The organism is Azospirillum rugosum (assembly GCF_017876155.1).
GTDB lineage: Bacteria > Pseudomonadota > Alphaproteobacteria > Azospirillales > Azospirillaceae > Azospirillum > Azospirillum rugosum.
On sequence record NZ_JAGINP010000014.1, the window covers coordinates 1 to 22,153 of the forward strand.

A 22,153-nucleotide genomic window follows, 5' to 3' on the forward strand; every position below is an offset into this window, starting at 1 on the left:
GGGTGGGGGGGGGGGGGGCAGTGGTTGCGTTGGGCCCCCCTCCCGACCTCCCCCCACTTCACGGGGGGAGGGGTTGAGCGCGTGAGCGGCGGAGTTCCCTCCCTCGCCGAAGGTGGGGGAGGGTTAGGGTGGGGGCCCAGTGCGACCACTCCCCCAACTCCCCATTCCCCAACCCCTCAGCTCCCGCCGTCGATGGTCTTGGTCGCGGTGACGCCTTCGGGGCGGCCGACCAGGACGGTGAGGAGGCGCGCGGGGTCGAGCAGGCGCTTGGCGACGCGCTGCACATCGTCGCGCGTGACGGCGTTGATCAGGGCGTCGCGCTTGTCGAGATAGTCGATGCCCAGCCGGTCGCGGCGGACCGACAGCAGGATGCGGGCGATGGCCTGGGTGCTGCTGAACTGCAGGGGGAAGCTGCCGGTCAGGTAGGTCTTGGCGTCGGCCAGCTCCTGGTCGGTGACGCCGCCCTCGGCCATGCGCTTCCACTCCTGCCGCATGATGTCCAGCGCCTGTCCGGCCTTGGCGTTCACCGTGTTGCCGCCGGCCATGACCAGCGCCGTGTGGTCCAGCGAGATCAGGTAGCTGTAGACGCCGTAGCTGAGCCCGCGCTTCTCGCGCACCTCCTCCATCAGGCGGGAGCCGAAGCCGGCGCCGCCCAGGACGTAGTTCATCACGGTCGCCGCGTACCAGTCCGGATCGGCGCGCTTGATGCCGGGCTGGCCCATCAGCATGACCGTCTGCGCGGTTGGGCGCGTGGCGACCAGGGTCTCGCCCAGGCCCTTCGGCTCGGCATCCGCGACGGTGGGCAGCGTGGCCTTGGCCGGCAGGGCGCCGAAGATGCGGTCGACCGCGCGGCCGAGGTCGTCCGGCGTGATGTCGCCCGTGGCGGTGACCAGCAGCCGGTCGCGGCCGAACTGGGTCTTCACGAAGGCGCGCAGGTCGTCCGGCCCGATGGTCGGAAGCGTCTCCAGCGTGCCGCGGATTTCGTCGCCGTAGGGGTGGTTGGGGAAGGCGGTCGCGTAGAACAGACGCCGCGCGACGTAGTTGGGGTCGGCCTGGTCGCGGCGCAGGCTGGACAGCACGGCGGCGCGCATGCGCTCCACCGCCTCCGGATCGAAGCGCGGCTCGTTGAGGGCCAGGCGGGCCAGCTCGAAGGCCTCGTCGCGGCGGTCGCTCAGTGTGCGCAGGCTTCCGGTGAAGGCGTCGCGCCCGGCGTCGAAGCCGAGGCCGATGGCGTTGTCCTGGAGCTTCGCGGCGAAGGCCTGGCTGTCGTAGGGGCCGGCGCCCTCGTCCAGCGTGCGGGCGGCGAGGTTGGCGAGCCCGTCCTTGCCCTTGGGGTCGGCCGCGCCGACGCCCTCGAACGCCCATTCGAGCGCGATGATGGGGTTCTTATGGTCCTCCACCAGCCAAGCCTCGATCCCGCCGGGGCTGACCACGCGCTTGATCTCGATGGCGTTCGCGGGGAGGGCGAAGAGGAAGAGCAGGAGCGCCAGCACCGGCCCCCTCACCCCAACCCCTCTCCCACGGAGGGGAGAGGGGCTTGTGAGTGCTGGAGCCGATAGCCCCTCTCCCCTTGTGGGAGAGGGGTTGGGGTGAGGGGTGCGCCGAAGGCGAAGCAAGCTCATCTCAACTTCCCTTGTCCTGGAGCGGCAGCAACAGGCCGGTGACGTGGTTGGTCTTGCCCAGCACGGCGCGGGCGGCGGCGTTCACCTGGTCGGCGGTCACCGCGTCGATGCGCACGGGCCAGTTCTCCACGTCGTCGATGGTCTGGCCGGTGGCGAGCGCCGCGCCCAGCGCCTGGGCGGGGCCGGTCAGGCTGTCGCGGGCGAAGGCGGCCTCCGCCAGCATGCGCTTCTTGGCGGTGGCGACCTCCTCCTCCGTCACGCCCTTTTCGACGACCTTCTGGATCTCGGCTTCCAGCGCCGATTCCAGCTTGTCCATGGGCACGCCGGCCGCCGGGGTGGCGCCGGCGCCGATGCTGGACACGTCCCAGGCCGACGGGCTGTAGCCGAGATAGGCGGAGGTGGCGACGCGCTGGTCGACCACGAGGCTGCGGTAGAGGCGGGAGGTCGGGCCGCCGCTCATGATCTCCGACAGGACCTCCAGCGGGTAGGCGTGGCCGTCCTTGTCCGTGCGATAGGAGGGGGCGAGCCAATTGCGCCGGATGGAGGGCTGGCGCACCTCGTCGTCGCGCAGGATGACGCGGCGGGCGGCGCTGATCGGCGGCTCCTGCACGCGCGTGCGCTCCGGCACGGCGCGGGCGGGGATGGTGCCGTAGTATTTTTCGGCGAGCGGCTTCAGCTCCTCCGCCGACACGTCGCCGGCCACGACCAGGATCGCGTTGTTGGGCGTGTACCAGGTCTTGTAGAAGCGCTCCGCCTCCTCCCGGGTCAGGGTCGACATCTCCTGCGGCCAGCCGATCACCGGCGTGCCGTAGGGATGGTGGACGTAGAGGGTGGCGTTGACCTGCTCGCCGATGCGGTCGGCGGGCTCGTTCTCGATGCGCTGGCGGCGCTCCTCGATGATGACGTCGCGCTCCGGATAGACGACCTGGTCGGTGAGGCGGAGGTTCGACATGCGGTCGGCCTCCATCTTCATGACCAGCTCCAGCCGGTCGCGCGCCACGTTCTGGTAATAGGCCGTGTAATCCCAGGAGGTGAAGGCGTTGTCGCGCCCGCCGTTCTTGGCGACGATGCGCGAGAAGGCGCCGGCGGGCACCGTGTCCGTCCCCTTGAACATCAGGTGTTCCAGGAAATGGGCGATGCCCGACACGCCCCGCTCCTCGTCGGCGGCCCCCACCCGGTACCAGACCATGTGGGTCACCACGGGCACGCGGCGGTTGGTGACCACCACCACCTGCATGCCGTTGGACAGGGTGAAGGTCTCGGGGAAGAAGACGCCCTTTTCGACCGCGAGGGCGGGGGTGGCTGGGCTGAACGCCAAGGGCGCGGCCAAAGCGACTGATAGGGCGGCGAGTGCGCCGGCCGCGGCGAGGCGGCGGACGAGGCTGGAGGCGGACATGTGGCCTTCTCGCTTCCGGGAAAAGAAAAGGGGCGCTCCCCGGCCGAGGAGCGCCCCCTGGATAATGGTGCGGCGTGCCGCTTAGAACAATCCTTCCAACGGCGCCTTGCGCTTGCGCTCGATGGTCGGGGTGACCCCGTCGTTGAGCGCCTTGCCCTGGGCCTGGGCCTCGCGCAGGCGCTGCGATTCCTTCTTCGGGTCGACGACGGAGAAGGGCTGCTCCTGCGTCTGCCAGAACAGCAGCGTATCGATCCAGTGCTTGTCGGCGACGATCAGCTGCGTCGTCTCCTGGTCGACCTTGTTGCGGATGCCCGGCTCGATGCCGCTCTTGGCGCCGGCCTGGGCGATCAGCGCGGACTCGCCGGCCGTCTTGGCACCGCCGGTCGTCGCCAGGGCGCGCGAGGAACCGCCGAACACGCTGGCCGCGGCGACGGCGGTGGCGGTGGCGTCCTGCGGGCGGGGCGCGCCGGGGCGCGGCGGCGGCAGGTTGCTCATGCTCGGCGGCAGGGTGAGCGGTGCGCGGGACACGACGGAGAACTCGTCCGGGCTGGTGCGGTCGAGGCCGATGGAGCGGCGCACGTCGGTGCAGCCGGCGAGCGCCAGCGCGACAAGCGCCAGACCCAGCATCGGGGCCCGGCTGCGCCGCAGGGCGGAGGAGGCGGTGGAGAACATCGTCACGATCAAGTCCCGTCGTCTGTCAGGCCGCATCCCTTATAGCGGCTCCGTCGCGTGATCTATTACGACTTTTCGCGGCCGGCGAACAGCCCGTCGATGACCAGAAGGGCGACTCCGACGCTGATTCCGCTGTCGGCGACGTTGAAAGCCCAGAAATGCCACCCCCCGATATGGAAATCGAGGAAGTCGGCGACCGCGCCGAAGCGGAAGCGGTCGATGACGTTGCCGATGGCCCCGCCGATGACCATGCCGATGGCCAGCGCCACGAAGCGCCGCTCCGCCTGGCGCAGCCACAGCAGCATCGCCACCACGATGGCCAGCGCCACCGCGCTCAGCACATAAGGCATAAAGGCGTAGGAGCTGCCGAAGGTGCCGAAGCTGACCCCGGTGTTCCAGGCCATCACGAGGTTGAAGAAGGGCGTGACCTCGACGACGTGCGGGTAGGGCTGCATGACCACGTCGAGGATCCACCATTTGGTGAGCTGGTCGAGAACGACCACCACCGCGGCGACGATCAGTCCGAAGACCGTGAAGCTGCGGGTTCCGGACGCGGAGAGGGTGCTCATGAGGGGGCTCCGAAGGGTTGTTGCCCAGGACGTGGTTGCGCTGGGCCCCCACCCTAACCCTCCCCCATCTTCGACGGGGGAGGGGATTTCTCCTCCCCCCGCGAAGTGGGGGGAGGTCGGGAGGGGGGCCCAGCGCAGGCGCTGTCCTAGGACCTTAAAACGCCGGTTCGGCCTCGACGGCTTCGGCGCAACGGAGGCACAGCGTCGGGTGAGTGGTGTCGGTGCCGACCTCCGGCAGGACGCGCCAGCAGCGCTCGCACTTGCCGCCGTCGGCAAGGCCGGGGACCACCGCGATGCCGGCGACGTCCGGAAGGACGAACGCCCCGTCCGGAGCGCTGCCCTCCGTCACCTCGATCTGCGAGGTGATGCAGATCTCCGCGAAGTCCACGCCGTCCAGCAGGGCCTTGGTCGCGGCGTCCACATAGACGGTCGGTTCGGCCTGGAGGGACGAGCCGATCTTCTTGTTGGCGCGCTCCAGCTCCAGCGCCCCGGTGACGGTGCGGCGGACGTTGCGGATGGCCTCCCACTTCTCCGCCAGCGCGTCGTTGCGCCAGTCGGCGGGGATGGCCGGGAAGAGGCGCAGGTGCACGCTTTCCTCGGTCCAGCCCTCGACCCCGGCCAAACCTTCCGGACGGGCGAGCCACGCCTCCTCCGCTGTGAAGCAGAGGATCGGGGCGAGCCACGCGGTCAGGGTGGAGAGCAGATGCTCCATCACCGTGCGGACCGAGCGGCGGCGGACCGAGCCGGCCGCGTCGCAGTAGAGGCTGTCCTTGCGGACGTCGAAGTAGAAGGCCGACAGCTCCACGGCGCAGAAATTGTGGATCGCCACCGACAGGTCGTGGAAGTCGTAGGCCTCGATCTTCGCGCGGACCAGCGCGTCCAGCTCCGACAGGCGGTGCAGGACCCAGCGCTCCAACTCCGGCATCTCCGCCACGGCGATGCGCTCGGCCGGGGTGTAGTCGGCGAGCGCGCCCAGGATGTAGCGCAGCGTGTTGCGCAGGCGGCGGTAGTGGTCGGCCTGGTACTTGATGATCTCCGGCCCGATGCGCTGGTCCTCGGTGTAGTCGGTGCTGACCACCCAGAGGCGCAGGATGTCGGCGCCGTACTTGTCGCAGACCTCCTGCGGGGCGACCACGTTGCCCAGCGACTTGGACATCTTGCGGCCCTGCTCGTCGAGCGTGAAGCCGTGCGTCAGCACCGCGTCGTAAGGCGCGCGGCCGCGCGTGCCGCAGCTTTCCAGCAGGGAGGAGTGGAACCAGCCGCGGTGCTGGTCGGACCCCTCAAGATAGAGGGAGGCCGGCCACTTCAGCTCCGGCCGCTGCTCCAGCACGAAGGCGTGGGTCGAGCCGGACTCGAACCACACGTCCACGATGTCCTTGACCTGCTCGTAGTCGTCGGCGCGGTAGGCGTTGCCGAGGAAGTCCTGCGCCGGGCGGGCGAACCACGCGTCGGAGCCTTCCTTCTCGAAGATGTCGGCGATGCGGGTGAAGACGTCGGCGTCGCGCAGGATTTCGCCGGTCTGCTTGTTGACGAACAGCGCGATGGGCACGCCCCAGGCGCGCTGGCGGCTGATGCACCAGTCCGGCCGCTGCTCGATCATCGCGCGGATGCGGTTCTCGCCCTGGGCGGGGAACCAGGTCGTGTCGGAGATGGCCTGCAGCGCGACCTTGCGCAGGTCGTTCGTCTCCATGGAGATGAACCACTGCGGCGTGGTGCGGAAGATCAGCGGGGCCTTGGAGCGCCAGCTGTGCGGGTAGCTGTGCTTGATCTTGCCCTTGGCGAGCAGCGCCCCGACCTCCGCGAAGGCCTTCAGCACCGCGCCGTTGGCCTCGCCCGGCTTGCCTTCCGCCGTGTAGACGCGCAGGCCGGCGAAGAGCGGGACGTGGTCGTAATAGCGGCCGTCCTCGCCCACCGTCTGCGGCACCTCGATGCCGTTGGCCTGGCCCAGGTGGAAGTCGTCCTCGCCGTGGCCCGGCGCGATGTGGACGAAGCCGGTGCCGGCGTCGGTGGTGACGAAGTCGCCGGCCAGCAGCGGCACCTTGAAGTCGTAGCCGCTGCGGGTCAGCGGGTGGTGGCAGTAGCCGCCGGCCAGCCGCGAGCCGGGGAACTTGTGCAGCTGGCGCGCGTCGCTGATCTTCGCTTCCTTGAAGACGCTCTCGGCCAGCGCGGTGGCGATGACGAGCCGCTCGCCGACCTCGGCGAGGCTGCCCTCCTCGACCGCCAGCACCTTGTAGACGGCGTATTCGATGTCGTCGCCATAGGCGATGGCGCGGTTGCCCGGCAGCGTCCAGGGCGTGGTCGTCCAGATGACGATGTTGGCGTCGTCGACCTCCGGCGCCGGCGAGCCCCAGATGGCGAAGCGCGCGAAGACGGTGGTGGAGGTGTGGTCGTGGTACTCGATCTCCGCCTCGGCCAGCGCGGTCTTCTCCACGACCGACCACATGACCGGCTTGGCGCCCTTGTAGAGGCCGCCGTTCATGGCGAACTTGTGGATCTCGCGGACGATCTGCGCCTCGGCGGGCAGGGTCATGGTCAGGTAGGGCTCGGCCCAGTTGCCCTCCACGCCCAGGCGGCGGAACTCGCCGGCCTGCACGTTCACCCAATGCTGGGCGAACTGGCGGCATTCGGCGCGGAACTGGTTGAGCGGAACCTGGTCCTTGTCCTGGCCGGCGGCGCGGTACTTCTCCTCGATCTTCCACTCGATGGGCAGGCCGTGGCAGTCCCAGCCGGGCACGTAGTTGGAATCGAAGCCCTGCATCTGGCGCGAGCGGACGATGACGTCCTTCAGCACCTTGTTGACCGCGTGGCCGATGTGGATGTTGCCGTTGGCGTAAGGCGGGCCGTCGTGGAGGATGAACTTCTCCCGACCCTTGGCCGTGTCGCGCAGCCGCTGGAAGAGGCTCATGTCCTCCCAGCGCTTCAGCAACTCGGGCTCCTTGGTCGGCAGGCCGCCGCGCATGGGGAAGTCGGTGCGCGGAAGGAAGACGGTGGACTTGTAGTCGCGGGTCATCGGGGGGTGTTTCCTGAAACCTGGAGCAGAACCGTCGGGCGGCGGCGGTCAGGCCCCCGACACACGCATGAAGGCAGTCCCGGCCCCCCTCAGGAGGCCGGGTTGGTAATTCGCGCCGTGCGCGTCATGACCCACGCCGAAACTGTCATGGCGCGGATATTAGCCGTGTGTGCGGTGCGGTCAAGGCGCGGTGCCCGCCACCGGGGCAATTGCCGTGACTCAGTCGAAGCTGGACTTGCCGCCGTGGGCGGCGGACCAGCCGACCGGGTCGTTCAGGAACTTCTCCACCTCGGTCAGCGTGTTGGCGTCGAAATACTGGTTGTCGCGGGCGACCTTCAGCACGTCCCACCAGGTGCACAGCTCGTGCAGGCGGACGCCGATCTTCTCCATGTTGGTCTTCGACTGCGGGAAGATGCCGTAGTGGAAGATGACGAAGCTGTCGGTCACCACCGCGCCGCCGTTGCGCAGCGCCGTGACGAAGTTCTCCTTGCTCTTGCCGTCGGTCGCCAGGTCCTCGACCAGGATGACGCGCTGGCCCTCGGTCAGCAGGCCCTCGATCTGGGCGTTGCGGCCGAAGCCCTTGGGCTTCTTGCGGACATACTGCATGGGCAGTTCCAGCCGCTCCGCGATCCAGGCGGCGAAGGGGATGCCCGCCGTCTCGCCGCCGGCCACCGCGTCGATGCTCTCGTAGCCGACCTCGCGCAGGATGGTCGCGACGGCGAAGTCCATCAGCGCCTTGCGGGCGCGCGGGAAGGACACGATGCGCCGGCAGTCGGTGTAGACCGGGCTCGCCCAGCCCGAGGTGAAGATGAAGGGCTGGTCGGCGTTGAAGTGCAGCGCCTTGATCTCCAGCAGGATCTTGGCCGCGGTGGCGGCGATGGTTTCCCGATCGGGAAGGGCGGCGGACGCGGTGGTCATGGAGGTACGGCTCCCGGGCAGGGTCAATCTGCCCCGTGTGTAGCCCCCCGGCGGGCGAATCGCAATGGGGGCGGGCTTGCCGAAACGCCGGATCCGCGGTAGGTAATGAGGTAAAGAGTAAGGAGGTAAGCGGCGATGGGCATGATCCGCAACGCCAAGGTCACGGAAAAAGGGCAGGTCACAATCCCTGTGGAGATCCGCCGCATGCTGGGGATCGACGAGGGCGGCGGGCCGGTGACGTTCCGGGAGGAAAACGGCGTCGTGACCATCCAGTCCGCCCGGAAGCCGACCCTGCGTGAACTCGTTGCCGGATTCGATCCGGACCGGCATCGGCATGCGCCGGAGGAGCGGCTGTGGGACGACGCGCCCAAGGGGCGTGAAACCTTATGACTACCTATGTTCCTGACGCGGGGGATATCGTCTGGATCGACCTCAGCCCGCAGGCCGGCCAGGAAACCGCTTTCCGCCATCCGGCCGTGGTGCTGACGCCGGCCTACTACAGCGTGGCGACCGGCCTGTCGCTGATCGTGCCGATGACGACCAAGGCGAAGGGCGGCACGTTCGAGGTGCCGATGCGCGGGGCCAGGAAGGCCAAGGGCGTCGTGCTGGCCAACGAACTGCGCACCGTCGACTACGCCGCGCGCCGGGTCGAGAAATTCGACCAGTGCCCCCCGGACGTGCTCCAGCACATCCGCGACATCGGCGAGGCGCTGGTCCGGGGCGAATAGCCTTGCTTCGCGGGCGGAGTCGGTCACGCCAGCCCGTGGCGGTTGGCCGGATAGAAATCGTCGTCCAGGATTTGGTCGAGCGTGTAAGGGCAGTCGGTGGGCAGGGAGTCGGACGCCACGCCGTCGAACAGTTCGAGGGCCTTGGCCGCCAGCTTGCGCCCCTCCCGCCAGGCTTTCGGCAGAAGGTCGGGCGCCTTGCGCGCGAGCGTGCCGCTTTCCTCCAGAGCGAGTGTCGCCCGGCTACGCTGCTCCACCACGCTGAGGATCCACTTGTTGCGCGGTGCCGGGGCGGGGGAATGCTCCAGCTTCAGGAGATGCTCGATCACACGGGTCAGGGCGCTGACGAGTGCGCTTTCTTCGCTGCGGCCCAAGCTTTCGACTTCCTCCGCCAGATGCTCCAGGTCCAGCTCGGAGTTGACGCGCGTCTCGGCCATCCGGCGCAGGGCGGAGGCCTGCTCCTGGGTCCAGGCGTACCAGTCGGTGTCGTAGAGGCGGCCGTCGGGCATGGCGACCCTCGCGATTGCTTGGACTCAGGATAACGGTGGAAAGCGCCGGCTGTCCACCGGGCGCCTTATCACTTCGCCGGCAGGTTCAGGCGGATGCAGCGGGTCAGCACGGTGTTGCCGGTCATCTCGCGGTAGACCTGCGTGATGACCGGTTCGGCCGCCTTGCACTGGTCCAGCGTGTCGAAGTCGATGGTGGTCGGGCCGCCCTGGTTCAGGATGAACATCAGCAGGATCACGCGCTCCATCGCTTCCTCCCCCTCCGCTCAGCCCTTCGCCAGCACGGCCCGCGCGGCGGCGGCGTCCTGGACGATCTGGTCCTTCAGCTCCGCGAAGCTGCCGAACTTGCGCTCCGGGCGCAAGAAGTCGATGAGCTGCACGCGCAGGTGCTGGCCATAGAGGTCGCCGTCGAAGTCGAACAGGTGCGTCTCCAGCCGCTCCACCGTGCCGCCGACGGTCGGGCGGCGGCCCAGGTTGGCGACGCCGTCGCGCCAGACCGTGGCCGGGCCGTGGTCCACGCCGGTCCGCACCGCGTAGACGCCGAAGGCCGGGCGCAGGTAGTCGGCCAGTTCCACGTTGGCGGTGGGGAAGCCGATGGTGCGGCCCTTGTGGTCGCCATGCTCCACGCGGCCCTCGATCTCCCAGGGGGAGCCCAGAAGGCGCGCCGCCTCGCGCGGGTTGCCGGCGACCAGCGCGTCGCGGATGCGGGTGGAGGAGTAGACGCCGCCCGCCTCGTCGGCGATCGTGCCGACCTCCGTCACGTCGAAGCCGTGCTCCGCGCCGGCCTGCTTCAGCAGGGCCGGGTCGCCGCGGCGGCCGTGGCCGAACAGGAAGTCGTAGCCGCAGACGACGTGCCGCACGCCCAGGCCCCGCACCAGATCGTCCTCGATGAAGGCCTCGGCGGACTTGTGCAGGAAGCTGTCGTCGAAATGGCAGACGAACAGCAGGTCGACGCCCAACGCCTCGATGTGGCGGGCCTTCACGCGGAAGGGCGACAGGCGGAAGGGCGCGTCGGCCGGGCGGAAGACGGAACGCGGGTGCGGCTCGAAGGTCAGCACCGCCGACGGCGCGCCGAGGTCGCGGGCGATCCGCTGGGCGGTGCCGATCACCGCCTGGTGACCGCGGTGCACCCCGTCGAAGTTGCCCAGCGCCACAACGGCCCCTCGGGCGTCGGCCGGCAGGTCGGCGGTGTGTCGGAACAATCGCATGCGTGCACGCCCTGATGTCTGCGGGCCGTCTTCGGCCCCCGAAACGACGGCGGCCCGCCGGTGGGCGGGCCAATGCCTCGGGCGACTATATAGAACGGAGCCGGCGCGTGGTCTACGCACCGGCTCGCGTCAATATGTTACGGATCAAAAGGTCGGTACCGGAGTCCGGTCAGCCGCGGGAGGGGACCATCAGCAGCGCCTCGCCCTCGATCACCACCGTCTGGCCCACCGTGCAGACGGTGCGGACGACGACGCGGCGCTTCTCCGGGATCAGCTCGGTCACGGTGGCGCGGGCGGTCACCGTGTCGCCGGCGCGGACCGGCGCCTTGAACTTCAGGTTCTGCGACATGTAGATGCAGCCCGGCCCCGGCAGCTTGGTGCCCAGCACGGCGGAGATGAAGCCGGCGCTCAGCATGCCGTGGGCGATGCGGCCCTGGAACATGGTGCCGCTGGCGTATTCCTGGTTCAGGTGGACCGGGTTCGTATCGCCGGAGATGCCGGCGAACAGCACGATGTCCGCCTCGGTGACGGTCTTGGCGAAGGACGCCGTCATGCCGACGGCGAGATCCTCGATGCAGTGGCCCTCGTTGTCCTTGATCTGGCGAACATCGTCCATGACGCGGTCCCTCTCATCAGGCGCCGGGTGGGGCGCGGCAACACGTATGGTGCGGCGCGATATATGCACTGCAACCACATCATGGCAACACGAGTCGCCCGAAAAAGTGAAAAAATCTCTAAGCCGCCTTCGAAAGAGGCGGCGGACTTCTCGACTTGTGTGACACTTGCGCGATAGATCGGGCGAGGCGGCGCGGCGAGTCCCGGTGTCCGACGCTATTTCAATCCGCCGGCCTTCTGCTGCAAGGCCATGCGCCGCAACCACTTAGCAAAGGTTGCGGGCAAGAGCGGGGACTGCCCATGGTGCGGCGTATCGCCGCAGCGGCCCCCCGGGGCACTGCCGGGCGCGCCGTCTCGATTTCCGTCATTTCGAGTCAAAGCTTGAGCATTACTCGCCGCCATTCATTTGTATACACACAATGGCTGCGCGTTGCGGTGCGGCATGCCGGACGGCCCGAATGGGGGCGAAAGTCTGTCATCGATCTGTTGGGTTGACTTCCATTCGGCGCGACCAACCGTCACAAGCGATACCCCCGGCGACAGGAGCCCCGACCCATGATGGCCCACCGCTTCGCGCTGGTCACCGGCGCATCTTCCGGCATCGGCGCCTGCTTCGCCCGCGCCCTGCCGGCCGCCACCAACCTGCTGCTGACCGCCCGCAACGCGGAGGCGCTGAACGGCCTGAAGACGGAGCTGGAGACTGCCAGCCACCAGATTGCCGGCCGCCGGGTGGAGGTGCTGGCCGCCGACCTGACCACCGACGAGGGGCGCAACGCCCTGATCCTGAAGGCGGAGGCGCTGGAGGTCGACCTGTTGATCAACAACGCCGGCGTCGGCTCCTTCGGCGCCGTCATCGAGAACACGCCGGAGTTCGAGCGGTCGACGGTGGAGCTGAACGTCGTGGCGACCACGGTGCTGACCCGCGCCCTGCTGCCGGGCATGATCGAGCGCGCGGCCCGCGACGACCGGCGCGCCGGGCTGCTGCTGGTGTCCAGCACCACGGCCTTTCAGCCGGTGCCGTTCCTGGCCACCTACAGCGCCAGCAAGAGCTTCATCCTCGCCTATGGCGAGGGGCTGGCGGCGGAGCTGCGGCGCAAGCCGGTGGACGTGCTGGTGCTGTGCCCCGGCGCCACCCGCACCAACTTCGGCCGGCGCGCCGGCTTCGCGCTGAACGCCCTGCCGGGCGCCGCCGACCCCATGGACGTGGCGCGCGAAGGGCTGCACGCGCTGGGGCGGCGAACGGTCCATGTGCACGGCTTCGGCACCCGCAACGTGCTGCGCCCCTTCCTGTGGTCGCGCCACGCGGCGTCGGGCGGCTTGAGCGCGCTGCTCGCCGCCTTCGACCGGGGCCAGCGGGCCGGCCGGGGCTTCCGGCCGCCGCCGCGGGCTTAGAGGGCATTACTCGCTGCTGCCCGAGCCGGTTCCGGGCTGGTCGCCCGAGGCACCGGCCTGAGCGTTCGCCGGCTTCTCGGCGGTCTGGGTCTTGTCCGCCTTCTCGGCCTTGGCCTCGACCTTCTCCTTCGCGGCCTCGGTCGGCTGGGCGGAGGGCTTGGCCTCCACGCGGACCGGGGCGACGCCGTCGTCGATCATGTCCAGCTTCTTCGCGGCGTTCTTCGACAGGTCGATCACCCGCCCGTCCACATAGGGGCCGCGGTCGTTGACGATGACCTCGACGCTCTTGCCGTTGTCCTGGTTGGTCACCGTGGCCTTGGTGCCGAGCGGCAACTCGCGCGAGGCGGCGGTCGGCTTGTTCTGGTCGAAGGGCGTGCCGCTGGCCGTCTTCTTGCCGTGGAAGTCGCCGCCGTAGAAGGAGGCCTCGCCCTCGTGGACGATGACGGGCTCGCCGGTTTCGGTGCGCTCGACGGCGACGGGCGGGACCTTCGCCTTCTCCCCCTTGGCCTTGACGACCTTTGCGCTCTTGGCGCCGTGGTGCCGGGCGGCGGTCGACTTGGCCGCGTGGGGCTTCGCCCTGTGCGACTTGGACTCGGCCGGTTTTAAGCTGTGGGTCGTCCCGCTTGGCTGGGCGTGGGCCGGTGTGGCGATCACCGGAAGGGTGAGGGTCAGCGCGCAAAGCGCCACGAACAGAGTACGCGGAATGTGCATATGTCAGTACCTCCCAACGGTTTGGGAAACGCGCGGCGGGGGAGGGTGTTCCGGCATTGGTATGGGAAGCGGGTGATGGGCGGTCGGGCAGGGTGGACCTGACCGGCCCCGAATGGTTCAATTGCGGCGCCAACCAGACGGAGCGACATCATGGCCGAAACCCTGGCGGATCTGCGCTCGGACCCGCTGTTCGGCTGGCTGACCCTGGACGATGGAACGCGGCTGCGCACCGCGCATTGGCCATCTTTTGTCACACCCGCGCGCGGCACGGTTCTGCTCCTGACCGGCCGGTCGGAGTTCGTGGAGAAGTACGCGGAGACCGCCGGGGAACTGCTGGACCGTGGGTTCGAGGTCTTCGCCTTCGACTGGCGCAACCAGGGCCTGTCGGACCGGCCGCTCCCCAACCCGCAGATCCACCATCTGGACAGCTTCGACACGCTGGCCGACGACCTGGACGCGGTGGTCGAGCGCGTGGTGCGGCCGGCCGCCGGGGGGAGGCCGCTGGTCCTGCTCGCCCACTCCATGGGCGGGCTGGTCGCGACGCTGGGCGTGGCGCGCCATCCCGATTGGTACAAGGCGGCGATCGTCACGGCGCCGATGTACGACATCTTCACCGGCCCGGTGCCCCGCCCGCTGGCGGTGTGGCTGGCCGAGCAGCTCTGCGCCCGCGGCCGGGCGCGCGAGTACGCCTTCGGCCAGGGCGACTACAAGCCGGTGGAGGGGCTGTTCACCCCGGCCAACCCGATCACCTCCGACGCGCGGCGCTACGCCGTGTTCCACGACGCCTTCCGCGACCGTGCGGAACTGCGGGTCGGCGGCGTCAGCTTCGGCTGGGTGCGGGCGGCGTTGCGCGCCTCCGACCAGCTGCTGCGCGCCCTGCCGCTGGAGCAGGTGACCACGCCCGTGCTGCTGCTGAGCGCGCCGAAGGACGCCATCGTGCGCTCCGACTCCCACCGGCTGGTCGCCGCCCGGCTGCCCAACGCGACGCTGAAGGAGTATCCCGAGGCCAAGCACGAGCTGTTGATGGAATGCGACGCGATCCGCGACCGCGTGTGGGCGGACATCGACGCGTTCCTCGCGTCGGTGGGGCTTTGAGTGTTGAACGCCGGCCGGTCTTTGCGCTTATAAATCCGTACACATTTGGTCTTCTTTCAAGGTTCATCCCCCGATGCCCGATTTCTGGAGAGAGTCCGGTTACCACCTGCTGGATCGCGACGCCGACGGGCGGCTCGCCGTCACGCCGGACTTCCTGCGCGCCTACCTGATGCGGCCGGAGATGCGCCCGCCCGAGGACGCCTGCGACACGGAGAATGCGCTCTACGCCGGCCTGCTGGACGACCCGACGCGTTCCGTGCCGCCGGGCATGGTGGAGGCCCTGGCTGATGAGGACGCGCGGGAGAACTGGGCGGTCTGGTTGGGCTTCCGCGACCGTCTGCTCGCCGCCGGGACGGTGGAGGGCTGCTACCTGCGCCTGTTCCGGGAGGGCGCGCGCGGCGTCCCGGGCCTGTTCGTCGACCAGCTGGCGCACGTCATCCTGCGCGGCATCCTGGACGAGACGCCGTCGGGCCTGCGCGCGCGGGCCGGGGAGCTGTTCTTCCGGCAACAGGCGGTCTCGGTCGAGGACGGGCGCGTGCGGCTCGCCGACGCCGAGACGGTGGAGATGCTGGCCGCCACCGGCGGTTTCGGCAGCCTGGGCCGGCTGGTGGTGGAGGCGGGGACCGCCCCGCGCTCCGTCGAGATGGACATCCTGGACGAGACGAACCACGGCCAGTATTGGGGCCGCGAGTCGGCGCACGACACGGTGCTGGACGTGACCTTCGCCGCGGCCGGGCTGGACGCACTGAGCCGCGTGCTGGAGGCCTGGGTCGCCCATTTCCTGGGGGTGAAGGTCACCATTCACCCGGTGCAGCGGATCAGCGACGAGCGCTGGGTCTGGCACGTCGGGTTGGACGCGGAGGCGACCGCCATCCTGAACGACCTGTACAACGGCGTGGAGGTGACGGAGGAGCGGCTGGCCCGCGTCCTGTCCCTGTTCCGGCTGGAGTTCGCCGACCCGGCGGCCATGCGCGCCGACCTCGCCGGGCGGCCGGTCTATCTGGCCATGGCCATGGGCACCGACCGCAAGCTGCGCCTGAAGCCGCAGAACCTGCTGGTGAACCTGCCGCTCGCCGAGCGGAGCTGAGGGCCGAGGGCAATCGCGCTCAAAATTCCCTCTCCCCCCTGGGGAGAGGGTTAGGGTGAGGGGGTTGCGCTTGTGCCGGACGTACCAAGGTGGCGGGCCCCCCTCACCCTGCCCTCTCCCCAGGGGGGAGAGGGTTAAACGGCTCTTGCCCGCGGGGCCGGCGGCTCTAGGTTCCTGGAACGGACCGGGCGGCAATGCATCGCCCGGCCATCCTTGTCGAGCGGCGGTTGGGGAGCGCCTTCATCACCGGGGATGGAGTGCCGACCCATGCGCCTTGCCATCTGCGTTCTTCTGCTTCTCGCCGTCACCTTGCCGGGGCCGGCCCGCGCCCAGACGCGTGTCGTCGGCGGCATGCCCCTCATCGTCCGCACAGCGCCGGACGAGCAGCCGGCGGAGGCTGGGCTGGAGGGCATGGCGCGGCTGTTCCAGGATGGCGCCCTGCGGGACGAGCTGAAGCGCGCGCACCCGCTCGCGCGCTGGACCCGCCCGGTCAACGTGACCCTGCGCGGCGACGCGGCGGCCCGCTGGTTCCCGGCGGCGCAGGCGATCGCGGCCGACCTGGAGGCCGCCACCGGCCTGACCATCACGGTCCATGAGCAGCCCTTCTGGTCCGGCGACATCGACGTGGTGGTGACCAACCACCGCGGCTATTGGCCGCCGATGGTGTCGCTGGCCAACGGACGGCGCGACGAGCCCTTCACCTGCATCGCCCTGCCCATGGTGACGGACGGGGAGATCCGCGGCTCCCGCATCATCATCAACGCCGCCGTGGTCGGTCCCGACAACGCGGAGGCCTGCCTCGCCGAGGAGCTGTACCAGTCCATGGGCATGTTCGGGGAGGTGGAGGACCATCCCGACGGGACCCTTCTGAACGACGACGTCGGCTACCGCCGCATCGGGCCGATCGACCGGCTGCTGCTGTCGGTGCTCTACGACCGCCGGCTGACCCCCGCCATGGACGCCGCGGAGGCCGGAGCCGCCGCGCGCCGTATCCTGGCCGAGCGGATGCGGGAATAACCATAAACAATGTGAGGCGATTTGCCGCCCAGCGGCCGGGTGCTGTTTCCCCTTATACGGTATGGCCATAACGATAAGAGGAAACGCCATGCCGCTCGCCACGCTCGCGCCCAAATCCATGAAGCCAAACCTGTCCGAACCGCGCTGGGACGCGGTGCCGTGGCAGGACCAGTTCGGAGTCGGCCACGCCACCATCGACGCCGACCACAAGCGCCTGTTCGAGCTGTTCAACGAGTTCGTCGCCGCGGTGAACGCCAACAGCGCCGACAGCGACATCCAGGGCGTGCTGTCCGACCTGCTGGACTACACCGACACCCATTTCGACCGCGAGGAAGGGCTGATGAAGGCGCACGCCTACCCGGACCTTGCGACCCACAAGGCGATGCACGACGCCTTCGTCCGCCAACTGCACGACGTGAACAGCGCGCTGGACGCCGGCGGGGAAAAGGGCGCCTTCGTCCTGGGCTTCCTCGGCAAATGGCTGACCGGCCACATCCTGGGCGTGGACAAGAAGCTGGGGGCGTATCTGAAGGAGCGCGGGGTGGAGGCGTGAAATCTCCCTCTCCCATCCCCGATGGGAGAGGGAAGGGGCCCACGCCATCGGCGTGGGAAGGGTGAGGGCAAGGTCCTTTCGAGAATCCTGGCCCTCACCCTCCCGCGCCCACGGGGCGCGGGTCCCTCCCTCTCCCTGCGGGGCAGGGAGAGGGGTTGGTTTGCCTTTACTGCTTGGGCTGGTCGCCGCTACGCCGCGGGCTGCGGTTCAGCGAGGTCATGCTGTCGTCGTATTGGAACTCCGGCATGTCGCGGACGCTGGCCTGCGTCATGTCGCGCAGCTTGATCGAGTCCTCGCCGGGCTGCACGTCGGCCAGCGCGATGTCCGCCGCCACCGTCTTGCCGCCGATGCCGAGGAAGCCGCCGCTCTGGATGACCAGAAGCTGGGCGTGGCCTTCCGGGCCGAGGATCACGTCCGTCACCTTGCCGATCCGCTCCCCGTCGGAGCCGACGACCGTGCGGTTCATCAGCTGGTCGACGCTGGCTATGCCCGGCATGTTCATCGGGCGCGCGGTTGGCGATGCGGCTGTCGATTGGGTGGTGGATTGGGCAGGGGATTGGGCAGGGGATTGGGCAGGGGATTGAGGGGTCGATTGGGCCGCCGCCACGCCGGTCATCAGCGCCAGGGCGGACAGGGTGGTCAGAACCATCTTGCGCATGAGGCCTTCTCCTTTCTCCAGACCCCCCTCAACCGGAAGCGCCCGGAAAGGTCGCGGGCCGAAGCGGGGGCTTGGGCTGTGACATGAGGGGCGGCGGCGGGGAAAACGGGGTGGGCGACTCGCGGGTCGGGATCCGCCCGCAGGACTCCCAAGGGAGCAGCCGCGGCGTGAAGGCCGTACCCCCGATTCGCCCCCGAAGGACTCACCCGCTCCCGGCACCCCGGCTACCCCGCATAACATGACGGAATCGCTACAAATCCGGGCCGGAACGGGGCGGGAGTCCGCTTTAATGGACGGGGTCGGCACACACAAAATCCTGTGTTGCCGGGAACCGGGGAGGGGGTGGCCCGTTGTACTCGGCGCGCCATATCTAGGAGGCGGCCCGCCGTCAAGCATACAATATCTGGTGAGAGGGGTTGCCTACCCCAAATGATGGGGCTAGGATGCGCACCAACATACAGGGTGTCGCGTTCGGCAGCCAGCGTAAGCTGGGGGGCACGGAGCGCATAGCCTGTTCGACCGATTTGCACCGCAAAAAAATCGCCAGCCACGGGAGCAGAGTGACCATGCGGATCCAGCGTCGTTTCACGAAAGAGGGTCAGGATGCCTACGCCGGTCTCGGCTTCCGCCGGACCACGAGCGAGATCCGCAACCCCGACGGCTCTGTGGTCTTCCAGCAGACGGACATCGAGGTTCCCGAGAACTACAGCCAGGTCGCCAGCGACATCCTGGCGCAGAAGTACTTCCGCAAGGCCGGCGTCCCGGTCGCGCTGAAGGCGGTCGAGGAGAACACCGTCCCGTCCTGGCTGTGGCGCCGCGCCGCCGACGATTCGGCGCTGGCCGCCCTGCCGAAGGAGAAGCGCTTCACCGGCGAGAAGTCCGCCAAGCAGGTGTTCGACCGCCTGGCCGGCACCTGGACCTACTGGGGCTGGAAGGGCGGCTATTTCGACACCGAGTCGGACGCCCGCGCCTTCTACGACGAGATGCGCTTCATGCTGGCCGCCCAGATGGCGGCCCCGAACAGCCCGCAGTGGTTCAACACCGGCCTGCACTGGGCGTACGGCATCGACGGCCCGAGCCAGGGCCACTTCTACGTCGATTTCAAGACCGGCCTGCTGACCTCGTCCGCCTCGGCCTACGAGCACCCGCAGCCACACGCCTGCTTCATCCAGTCCGTCGCCGACGACCTGGTGAACGAGGGCGGCATCATGGACCTGTGGGTCCGCGAGGCGCGCCTGTTCAAGTACGGCTCGGGCACCGGCTCCAACTTCTCCCGCCTGCGCGGCGAGGGTGAGCGGCTGGCCGGCGGCGGCAAGTCGTCGGGCCTGATGAGCTTCCTGAAGATCGGTGACCGCGCCGCCGGCGCCATCAAGTCGGGCGGCACCACCCGCCGCGCGGCCAAGATGGTCACGGTGGACATGGACCACCCGGACATCGAGGCCTACATCGACTGGAAGGTGACCGAGGAGCAGAAGGTCGCCGCGCTGGTCACCGGCTCCAAGATCTGCCAGCAGCACCTGACGGCCGTCATGGCCGCGGCGCAGGCCGGCCAGGATCCGAAGGAAAACAAGGACCTGAAGAAGGCGATCAGCGCCGCCCGCAAGGCGCAGGTGCCGGAGAACTACGTCCAGCGCGTGATCCAGTTCGCCGCGCAGGGCTTCACCTCGATCGACTTCAAGACCTACAACACCGATTGGGACTCGGACGCCTACCTGACGGTGGCCGGCCAGAACTCCAACAACTCGGTGCGCGTCTCCGACCCCTTCATCAAGGCGGTTCTGAACGACGACGACTGGACCCTGATCCGCCGCACCGACGGCAAGGTCCACAAGACGCTGCGCGCCCGTGACCTGTGGGACAAGGTCGGCTACGCCGCCTGGGCCTGCGCCGATCCGGGCGTGCAGTTCGACACGACCATCAACGACTGGCACACCTGCCCGGCCTCGGGGCGCATCAACGCCTCGAACCCGTGCTCGGAGTACATGTTCCTCGACGACACGGCCTGCAACCTGGCCTCGCTGAACCTGATGTCGTTCCGTCTGAAGGACGGGTCCTTCGACGTCGAGGCCTTCGAGCACGCCTGCCGCCTGTGGACCATCGTGCTGGAAATCTCCGTGCTGATGGCGCAGTTCCCGTCGAAGGAGATCGCCCAGCTCTCCTACGAGTTCCGCACGCTCGGCCTCGGCTTCGCCAACCTCGGCGGCCTGCTGATGTCGTCGGGCCTGCCCTACGACTCGGCCGAGGGCCGCGCCTATTGCGCCGCCATCTCCGCGGTGATGACCGGCGTCGCCTACGCCACGTCGGCCGAGATGGCGCAGGAGCTGGGCGCCTTCCCGGCCTTTGAGCAGAACCGCGACCACATGCTGCGGGTCATCCGCAACCACCGCCGCGCCGCCTACGGCGAGATGGACGGCTATGAGGGCCTGTCGGTCACCCCGGTGCCCTTCGTCGCCGACGAGTGCCCGGAGGCCGAACTGGCGCTGGCCGCCGTCCGCGCCTGGGACATGGCGCTGGAGCTGGGCGAGCAGCACGGCTTCCGCAACGCCCAGGCCACCGTGGTCGCCCCGACCGGCACCATCGGCCTGGTCATGGACTGCGACACCACGGGCATCGAGCCGGACTTCGCGCTGGTGAAGTTCAAGAAGCTGGCCGGCGGCGGCTACTTCAAGATCGTGAACCGCCTGGTTCCGGAGGCCCTGCGCACGCTGGGCTACACCGCCGACCAGATCGCCGCAATCGAGCGCTACGCGGTCGGCCACGGCACGCTGAAGGGCGCGCCGGGCGTCAACCACGAGACGCTGAAGGCCAAGGGCTTCACCGACGAGGTGCTGGAGAAGCTGGAGGGCAACCTCGCCACCGCCTTCGACATCAAGTTCGCCTTCAACAAGTGGACGGTCGGCGCCGACTTCATCGTCAGCGCGCTGGGCGTGCCGGCCGCGGCGCTGGACCAGCCGGGCTTCGACCTGCTGACCGCCATCGGCTTCACCAAGGCCGAGCTTGAGGCCGCGAACACCTTCTGCTGCGGCGCCATGACGCTGGAGGGCGCGCCCTTCCTTCGGGAAGAGCACCTGCCGGTGTTCGACTGCGCCAACCCCTGTGGCCGCATCGGCAAGCGCTTCCTGTCCTGGGAATCGCACATCACCATGATGGCCGCCGCGCAGCCCTTCATCTCCGGCGCCATCTCCAAGACCATCAACATGCCGAACACGGCGACGGTCGAGGAGTGCAAGGACGCCTACCTGATGTCCTGGCGCCTGGGCCTGAAGGCGAACGCGCTGTACCGCGACGGCTCCAAGCTGAGCCAGCCGCTGTCGGCCGCCCTGCTGGACGAGGAGGAGGACGCGGTCGAGGAGATCGTCGAGGCCCCGAACGCCGTCCGCACCCAGATGGTGTCGGAGCGCGTGGTCGAGAAGGTGATCGAGAAGATCGTCGCCCGCAAGGCGGCCGACCGCGAGCGCCTGCCGCACCGCCGCAAGGGCTACACGCAGAAGGCCACCGTCGGCGGCCACAAGATCTACCTGCGCACCGGCGAGTATGAGGACGGCCGCCTGGGCGAGATCTTCATCGACATGCACAAGGAGGGCGCCGCCTTCCGGTCGTTGATGAACAACTTCGCCATCGCGGTGTCCATCGGCCTGCAGTACGGCGTGCCGCTGGAGGAGTTCGTGGAGGCCTTCACCTTCACCCGCTTCGAGCCGTCGGGCATGGTGACCGGCAACGACACGATCAAGATGGCGACCTCGGTCATCGACTACGTGTTCCGCGAGATCGCCATCTCCTACTTGTCGCGCACCGACTTGGCCCACGCCACGCCGGAAGACCTGCTGCCCTTCACGGTCGGCACCGGCGACGCCCAGGCCGACCTGCCGGACGCCCCGGTCCAGCCGTCGGACATCGTCCGCAAGGTCGCGTCCACCGGCTATGTCCGCAGCAACCTGCGCGTCCTGAACGGCGGGCAGGCCCAGCGGGCGGTCGCCGCGGCGGCGCTGGCCGCCACCGGCACCGACACGGCGCAGGCGACCGCGACGGCGGCCCACACGGCGGTCACCTCCAGCCCGTCGGTCGGCGCGGCTGTGGCCCTGGCCGGCGGCCACGCCGCGGCCGGTGCCACCACCAGCACGGCCTACGGCGGCAGCACGAGCGACCAGCGCTACGACCGCATCCGCGAGGCCCGCGCCCGCGGCTACGAGGGCGACCAGTGCGGCGAATGCGGCAACATGACGCTCGTCCGCAACGGCACCTGCCTGAAGTGCGACACCTGCGGCTCCACCACGGGCTGCAGCTGAGGCCGGCCGGTTCCATCCCCGGCATGGCGGAGAGGGGGGAGGTCTTCGGGCCTCCCCTTTTCCGTTGGGGCCCCTTTCCGTTTGGGGGGAATTTTTCACCACCAAGGCACCAA

20 protein-coding genes are annotated in these 22,153 nt (G+C 69.0%); 8 read left to right on the forward strand and 12 right to left on the reverse strand.

Translation table 11 applies throughout. The features are described from left to right. Positions 1-176: 176 nt before the first annotated feature. The 6 genes from J2851_RS18905 to J2851_RS18930 form a co-directional block, all read right to left on the reverse strand. Entirely contained in the window at positions 177-1,493 is a 1,317-nt protein-coding gene (locus J2851_RS18905; protein ID WP_307419945.1) for a M16 family metallopeptidase, read from the reverse strand. 130 nt (positions 1,494-1,623) lie between these two features. Continuing rightward, on the reverse strand, positions 1,624-3,018 hold the full coding sequence (locus tag J2851_RS18910) for a M16 family metallopeptidase (RefSeq protein ID WP_209768000.1): 1,395 nt from the start codon (positions 3,016-3,018) through the stop codon (positions 1,624-1,626). Positions 3,019-3,099: 81 nt separating this feature from the next. Continuing rightward, a complete protein-coding gene (locus J2851_RS18915) occupies positions 3,100-3,690 on the reverse strand; it encodes a DUF3035 domain-containing protein (protein ID WP_209768317.1) in 591 nt (196 codons plus the stop codon). A 65-nt stretch (positions 3,691-3,755) separates the two neighbouring features. After that, positions 3,756-4,259, reverse strand: coding sequence for a signal peptidase II (gene lspA, locus J2851_RS18920; protein WP_209768002.1), 504 nt, complete (start codon positions 4,257-4,259; stop codon positions 3,756-3,758). A gap of 154 nt (positions 4,260-4,413) precedes the next feature. Beyond that, a complete protein-coding gene (gene ileS, locus J2851_RS18925; protein WP_209768004.1) occupies positions 4,414-7,269 on the reverse strand; it encodes an isoleucine--tRNA ligase in 2,856 nt (951 codons plus the stop codon). Positions 7,270-7,488: 219 nt separating this feature from the next. Beyond that, positions 7,489-8,187, reverse strand: a complete 699-nt coding sequence (locus tag J2851_RS18930; protein WP_209768006.1) for an orotate phosphoribosyltransferase — start codon at positions 8,185-8,187, stop codon at positions 7,489-7,491. 135 nt (positions 8,188-8,322) lie between these two features. On the opposite strand from J2851_RS18930, the gene J2851_RS18935 reads away from it, so the two are divergent. Both J2851_RS18935 and J2851_RS18940 read left to right on the forward strand, forming a co-directional pair. After that, positions 8,323-8,577 carry an AbrB/MazE/SpoVT family DNA-binding domain-containing protein gene (locus J2851_RS18935; protein WP_209768007.1) on the forward strand — a complete coding sequence of 85 codons (255 nt, stop codon included), beginning with the start codon at positions 8,323-8,325 and terminating at the stop codon, positions 8,575-8,577. Continuing rightward, positions 8,574-8,915, forward strand: a complete 342-nt coding sequence (locus J2851_RS18940; RefSeq protein WP_209768009.1) for a type II toxin-antitoxin system PemK/MazF family toxin — start codon at positions 8,574-8,576, stop codon at positions 8,913-8,915. Before J2851_RS18935 ends, J2851_RS18940 begins: the two co-directional genes overlap by 4 nt. 23 nt (positions 8,916-8,938) lie before the next feature. Here J2851_RS18940 and J2851_RS18945 read toward each other — a convergent pair whose 3' ends face one another. The 4 genes from J2851_RS18945 to J2851_RS18960 all read right to left on the reverse strand — a co-directional run bounded on the left by J2851_RS18945 (position 8,939) and on the right by J2851_RS18960 (position 11,242). After that, positions 8,939-9,421: a DUF29 domain-containing protein gene (locus tag J2851_RS18945; RefSeq protein WP_209768011.1), complete on the reverse strand. Its 483-nt coding sequence runs from the start codon at positions 9,419-9,421 to the stop codon at positions 8,939-8,941. Positions 9,422-9,489: 68 nt separating this feature from the next. After that, on the reverse strand, positions 9,490-9,666 hold the full coding sequence (locus tag J2851_RS18950) for a hypothetical protein (RefSeq protein WP_209768012.1): 177 nt from the start codon (positions 9,664-9,666) through the stop codon (positions 9,490-9,492). Between the two features lie 18 nt (positions 9,667-9,684). Further along, a complete protein-coding gene (locus J2851_RS18955) occupies positions 9,685-10,626 on the reverse strand; it encodes a bifunctional riboflavin kinase/FAD synthetase (protein WP_209768014.1) in 942 nt (313 codons plus the stop codon). Positions 10,627-10,795: 169 nt separating this feature from the next. Next, on the reverse strand, positions 10,796-11,242 hold the full coding sequence (locus J2851_RS18960; protein WP_209768015.1) for a MaoC family dehydratase: 447 nt from the start codon (positions 11,240-11,242) through the stop codon (positions 10,796-10,798). Positions 11,243-11,796: 554 nt separating this feature from the next. Between J2851_RS18960 and J2851_RS18965 the strand changes: the two genes are divergently transcribed. Beyond that, entirely contained in the window at positions 11,797-12,633 is an 837-nt protein-coding gene (locus tag J2851_RS18965) for an SDR family NAD(P)-dependent oxidoreductase (RefSeq protein ID WP_209768016.1), read from the forward strand. A 6-nt stretch (positions 12,634-12,639) separates the two neighbouring features. Here J2851_RS18965 and J2851_RS18970 read toward each other — a convergent pair whose 3' ends face one another. Continuing rightward, entirely contained in the window at positions 12,640-13,344 is a 705-nt protein-coding gene (locus J2851_RS18970) for a septal ring lytic transglycosylase RlpA family protein (protein WP_246500777.1), read from the reverse strand. 150 nt (positions 13,345-13,494) lie between these two features. Between J2851_RS18970 and J2851_RS18975 the strand changes: the two genes are divergently transcribed. The 4 genes from J2851_RS18975 (at position 13,495) to J2851_RS18990 (ending at position 17,096) form a co-directional block, all read left to right on the forward strand. Continuing rightward, a complete protein-coding gene (locus J2851_RS18975) occupies positions 13,495-14,439 on the forward strand; it encodes an alpha/beta fold hydrolase (RefSeq protein ID WP_209768017.1) in 945 nt (314 codons plus the stop codon). A gap of 73 nt (positions 14,440-14,512) precedes the next feature. Next, positions 14,513-15,526 (forward strand): DUF6352 family protein, encoded by a 1,014-nt coding sequence (locus J2851_RS18980; RefSeq protein ID WP_209768018.1) that lies wholly within the window; start codon positions 14,513-14,515, stop codon positions 15,524-15,526. Between the two features lie 267 nt (positions 15,527-15,793). Further along, on the forward strand, positions 15,794-16,543 hold the full coding sequence (locus J2851_RS18985) for a DUF2927 domain-containing protein (RefSeq protein ID WP_209768019.1): 750 nt from the start codon (positions 15,794-15,796) through the stop codon (positions 16,541-16,543). A gap of 88 nt (positions 16,544-16,631) precedes the next feature. Continuing rightward, entirely contained in the window at positions 16,632-17,096 is a 465-nt protein-coding gene (locus tag J2851_RS18990) for a bacteriohemerythrin (protein ID WP_246500778.1), read from the forward strand. Between the two features lie 166 nt (positions 17,097-17,262). On the opposite strand, the gene J2851_RS18995 is transcribed toward J2851_RS18990, so the two are convergent. Continuing rightward, positions 17,263-17,754, reverse strand: a complete 492-nt coding sequence (locus J2851_RS18995) for a PRC-barrel domain-containing protein (protein ID WP_246500779.1) — start codon at positions 17,752-17,754, stop codon at positions 17,263-17,265. Between the two features lie 566 nt (positions 17,755-18,320). On the opposite strand from J2851_RS18995, the gene J2851_RS19000 reads away from it, so the two are divergent. Continuing rightward, the gene (locus tag J2851_RS19000) at positions 18,321-22,040 is read left to right on the forward strand and encodes a vitamin B12-dependent ribonucleotide reductase (RefSeq protein WP_209768023.1); all 3,720 of its coding nucleotides are present in this window, start codon (positions 18,321-18,323) and stop codon (positions 22,038-22,040) included. Positions 22,041-22,153: the final 113 nt, after the last annotated feature.

What these genes read in the sequence shown, in the direction of transcription:
- J2851_RS18910 (WP_209768000.1), bottom strand. Translation starts at nt 3,018, where the DNA reads ATGTCCGCCTCCAGCCTCGTCCGCCGCCTCGCCGCGGCCGGCGCACTC.
- J2851_RS18915 (WP_209768317.1), bottom strand. Translation starts at nt 3,690, where the DNA reads ATGTTCTCCACCGCCTCCTCCGCCCTGCGGCGCAGCCGGGCCCCGATG.
- lspA (WP_209768002.1), bottom strand. Translation starts at nt 4,259, where the DNA reads ATGAGCACCCTCTCCGCGTCCGGAACCCGCAGCTTCACGGTCTTCGGA.
- ileS (WP_209768004.1), bottom strand. Translation starts at nt 7,269, where the DNA reads ATGACCCGCGACTACAAGTCCACCGTCTTCCTTCCGCGCACCGACTTC.
- J2851_RS18930 (WP_209768006.1), bottom strand. Translation starts at nt 8,187, where the DNA reads ATGACCACCGCGTCCGCCGCCCTTCCCGATCGGGAAACCATCGCCGCC.
- J2851_RS18935 (WP_209768007.1), top strand. Translation starts at nt 8,323, where the DNA reads ATGGGCATGATCCGCAACGCCAAGGTCACGGAAAAAGGGCAGGTCACA.
- J2851_RS18940 (WP_209768009.1), top strand. Translation starts at nt 8,574, where the DNA reads ATGACTACCTATGTTCCTGACGCGGGGGATATCGTCTGGATCGACCTC.
- J2851_RS18945 (WP_209768011.1), bottom strand. Translation starts at nt 9,421, where the DNA reads ATGCCCGACGGCCGCCTCTACGACACCGACTGGTACGCCTGGACCCAG.
- J2851_RS18950 (WP_209768012.1), bottom strand. Translation starts at nt 9,666, where the DNA reads ATGGAGCGCGTGATCCTGCTGATGTTCATCCTGAACCAGGGCGGCCCG.
- J2851_RS18955 (WP_209768014.1), bottom strand. Translation starts at nt 10,626, where the DNA reads ATGCGATTGTTCCGACACACCGCCGACCTGCCGGCCGACGCCCGAGGG.
- J2851_RS18960 (WP_209768015.1), bottom strand. Translation starts at nt 11,242, where the DNA reads ATGGACGATGTTCGCCAGATCAAGGACAACGAGGGCCACTGCATCGAG.
- J2851_RS18965 (WP_209768016.1), top strand. Translation starts at nt 11,797, where the DNA reads ATGATGGCCCACCGCTTCGCGCTGGTCACCGGCGCATCTTCCGGCATC.
- J2851_RS18970 (WP_246500777.1), bottom strand. Translation starts at nt 13,344, where the DNA reads ATGCACATTCCGCGTACTCTGTTCGTGGCGCTTTGCGCGCTGACCCTC.
- J2851_RS18975 (WP_209768017.1), top strand. Translation starts at nt 13,495, where the DNA reads ATGGCCGAAACCCTGGCGGATCTGCGCTCGGACCCGCTGTTCGGCTGG.
- J2851_RS18980 (WP_209768018.1), top strand. Translation starts at nt 14,513, where the DNA reads ATGCCCGATTTCTGGAGAGAGTCCGGTTACCACCTGCTGGATCGCGAC.
- J2851_RS18985 (WP_209768019.1), top strand. Translation starts at nt 15,794, where the DNA reads ATGCGCCTTGCCATCTGCGTTCTTCTGCTTCTCGCCGTCACCTTGCCG.
- J2851_RS18990 (WP_246500778.1), top strand. Translation starts at nt 16,632, where the DNA reads ATGCCGCTCGCCACGCTCGCGCCCAAATCCATGAAGCCAAACCTGTCC.
- J2851_RS18995 (WP_246500779.1), bottom strand. Translation starts at nt 17,754, where the DNA reads ATGCGCAAGATGGTTCTGACCACCCTGTCCGCCCTGGCGCTGATGACC.
- J2851_RS19000 (WP_209768023.1), top strand. Translation starts at nt 18,321, where the DNA reads ATGCGGATCCAGCGTCGTTTCACGAAAGAGGGTCAGGATGCCTACGCC.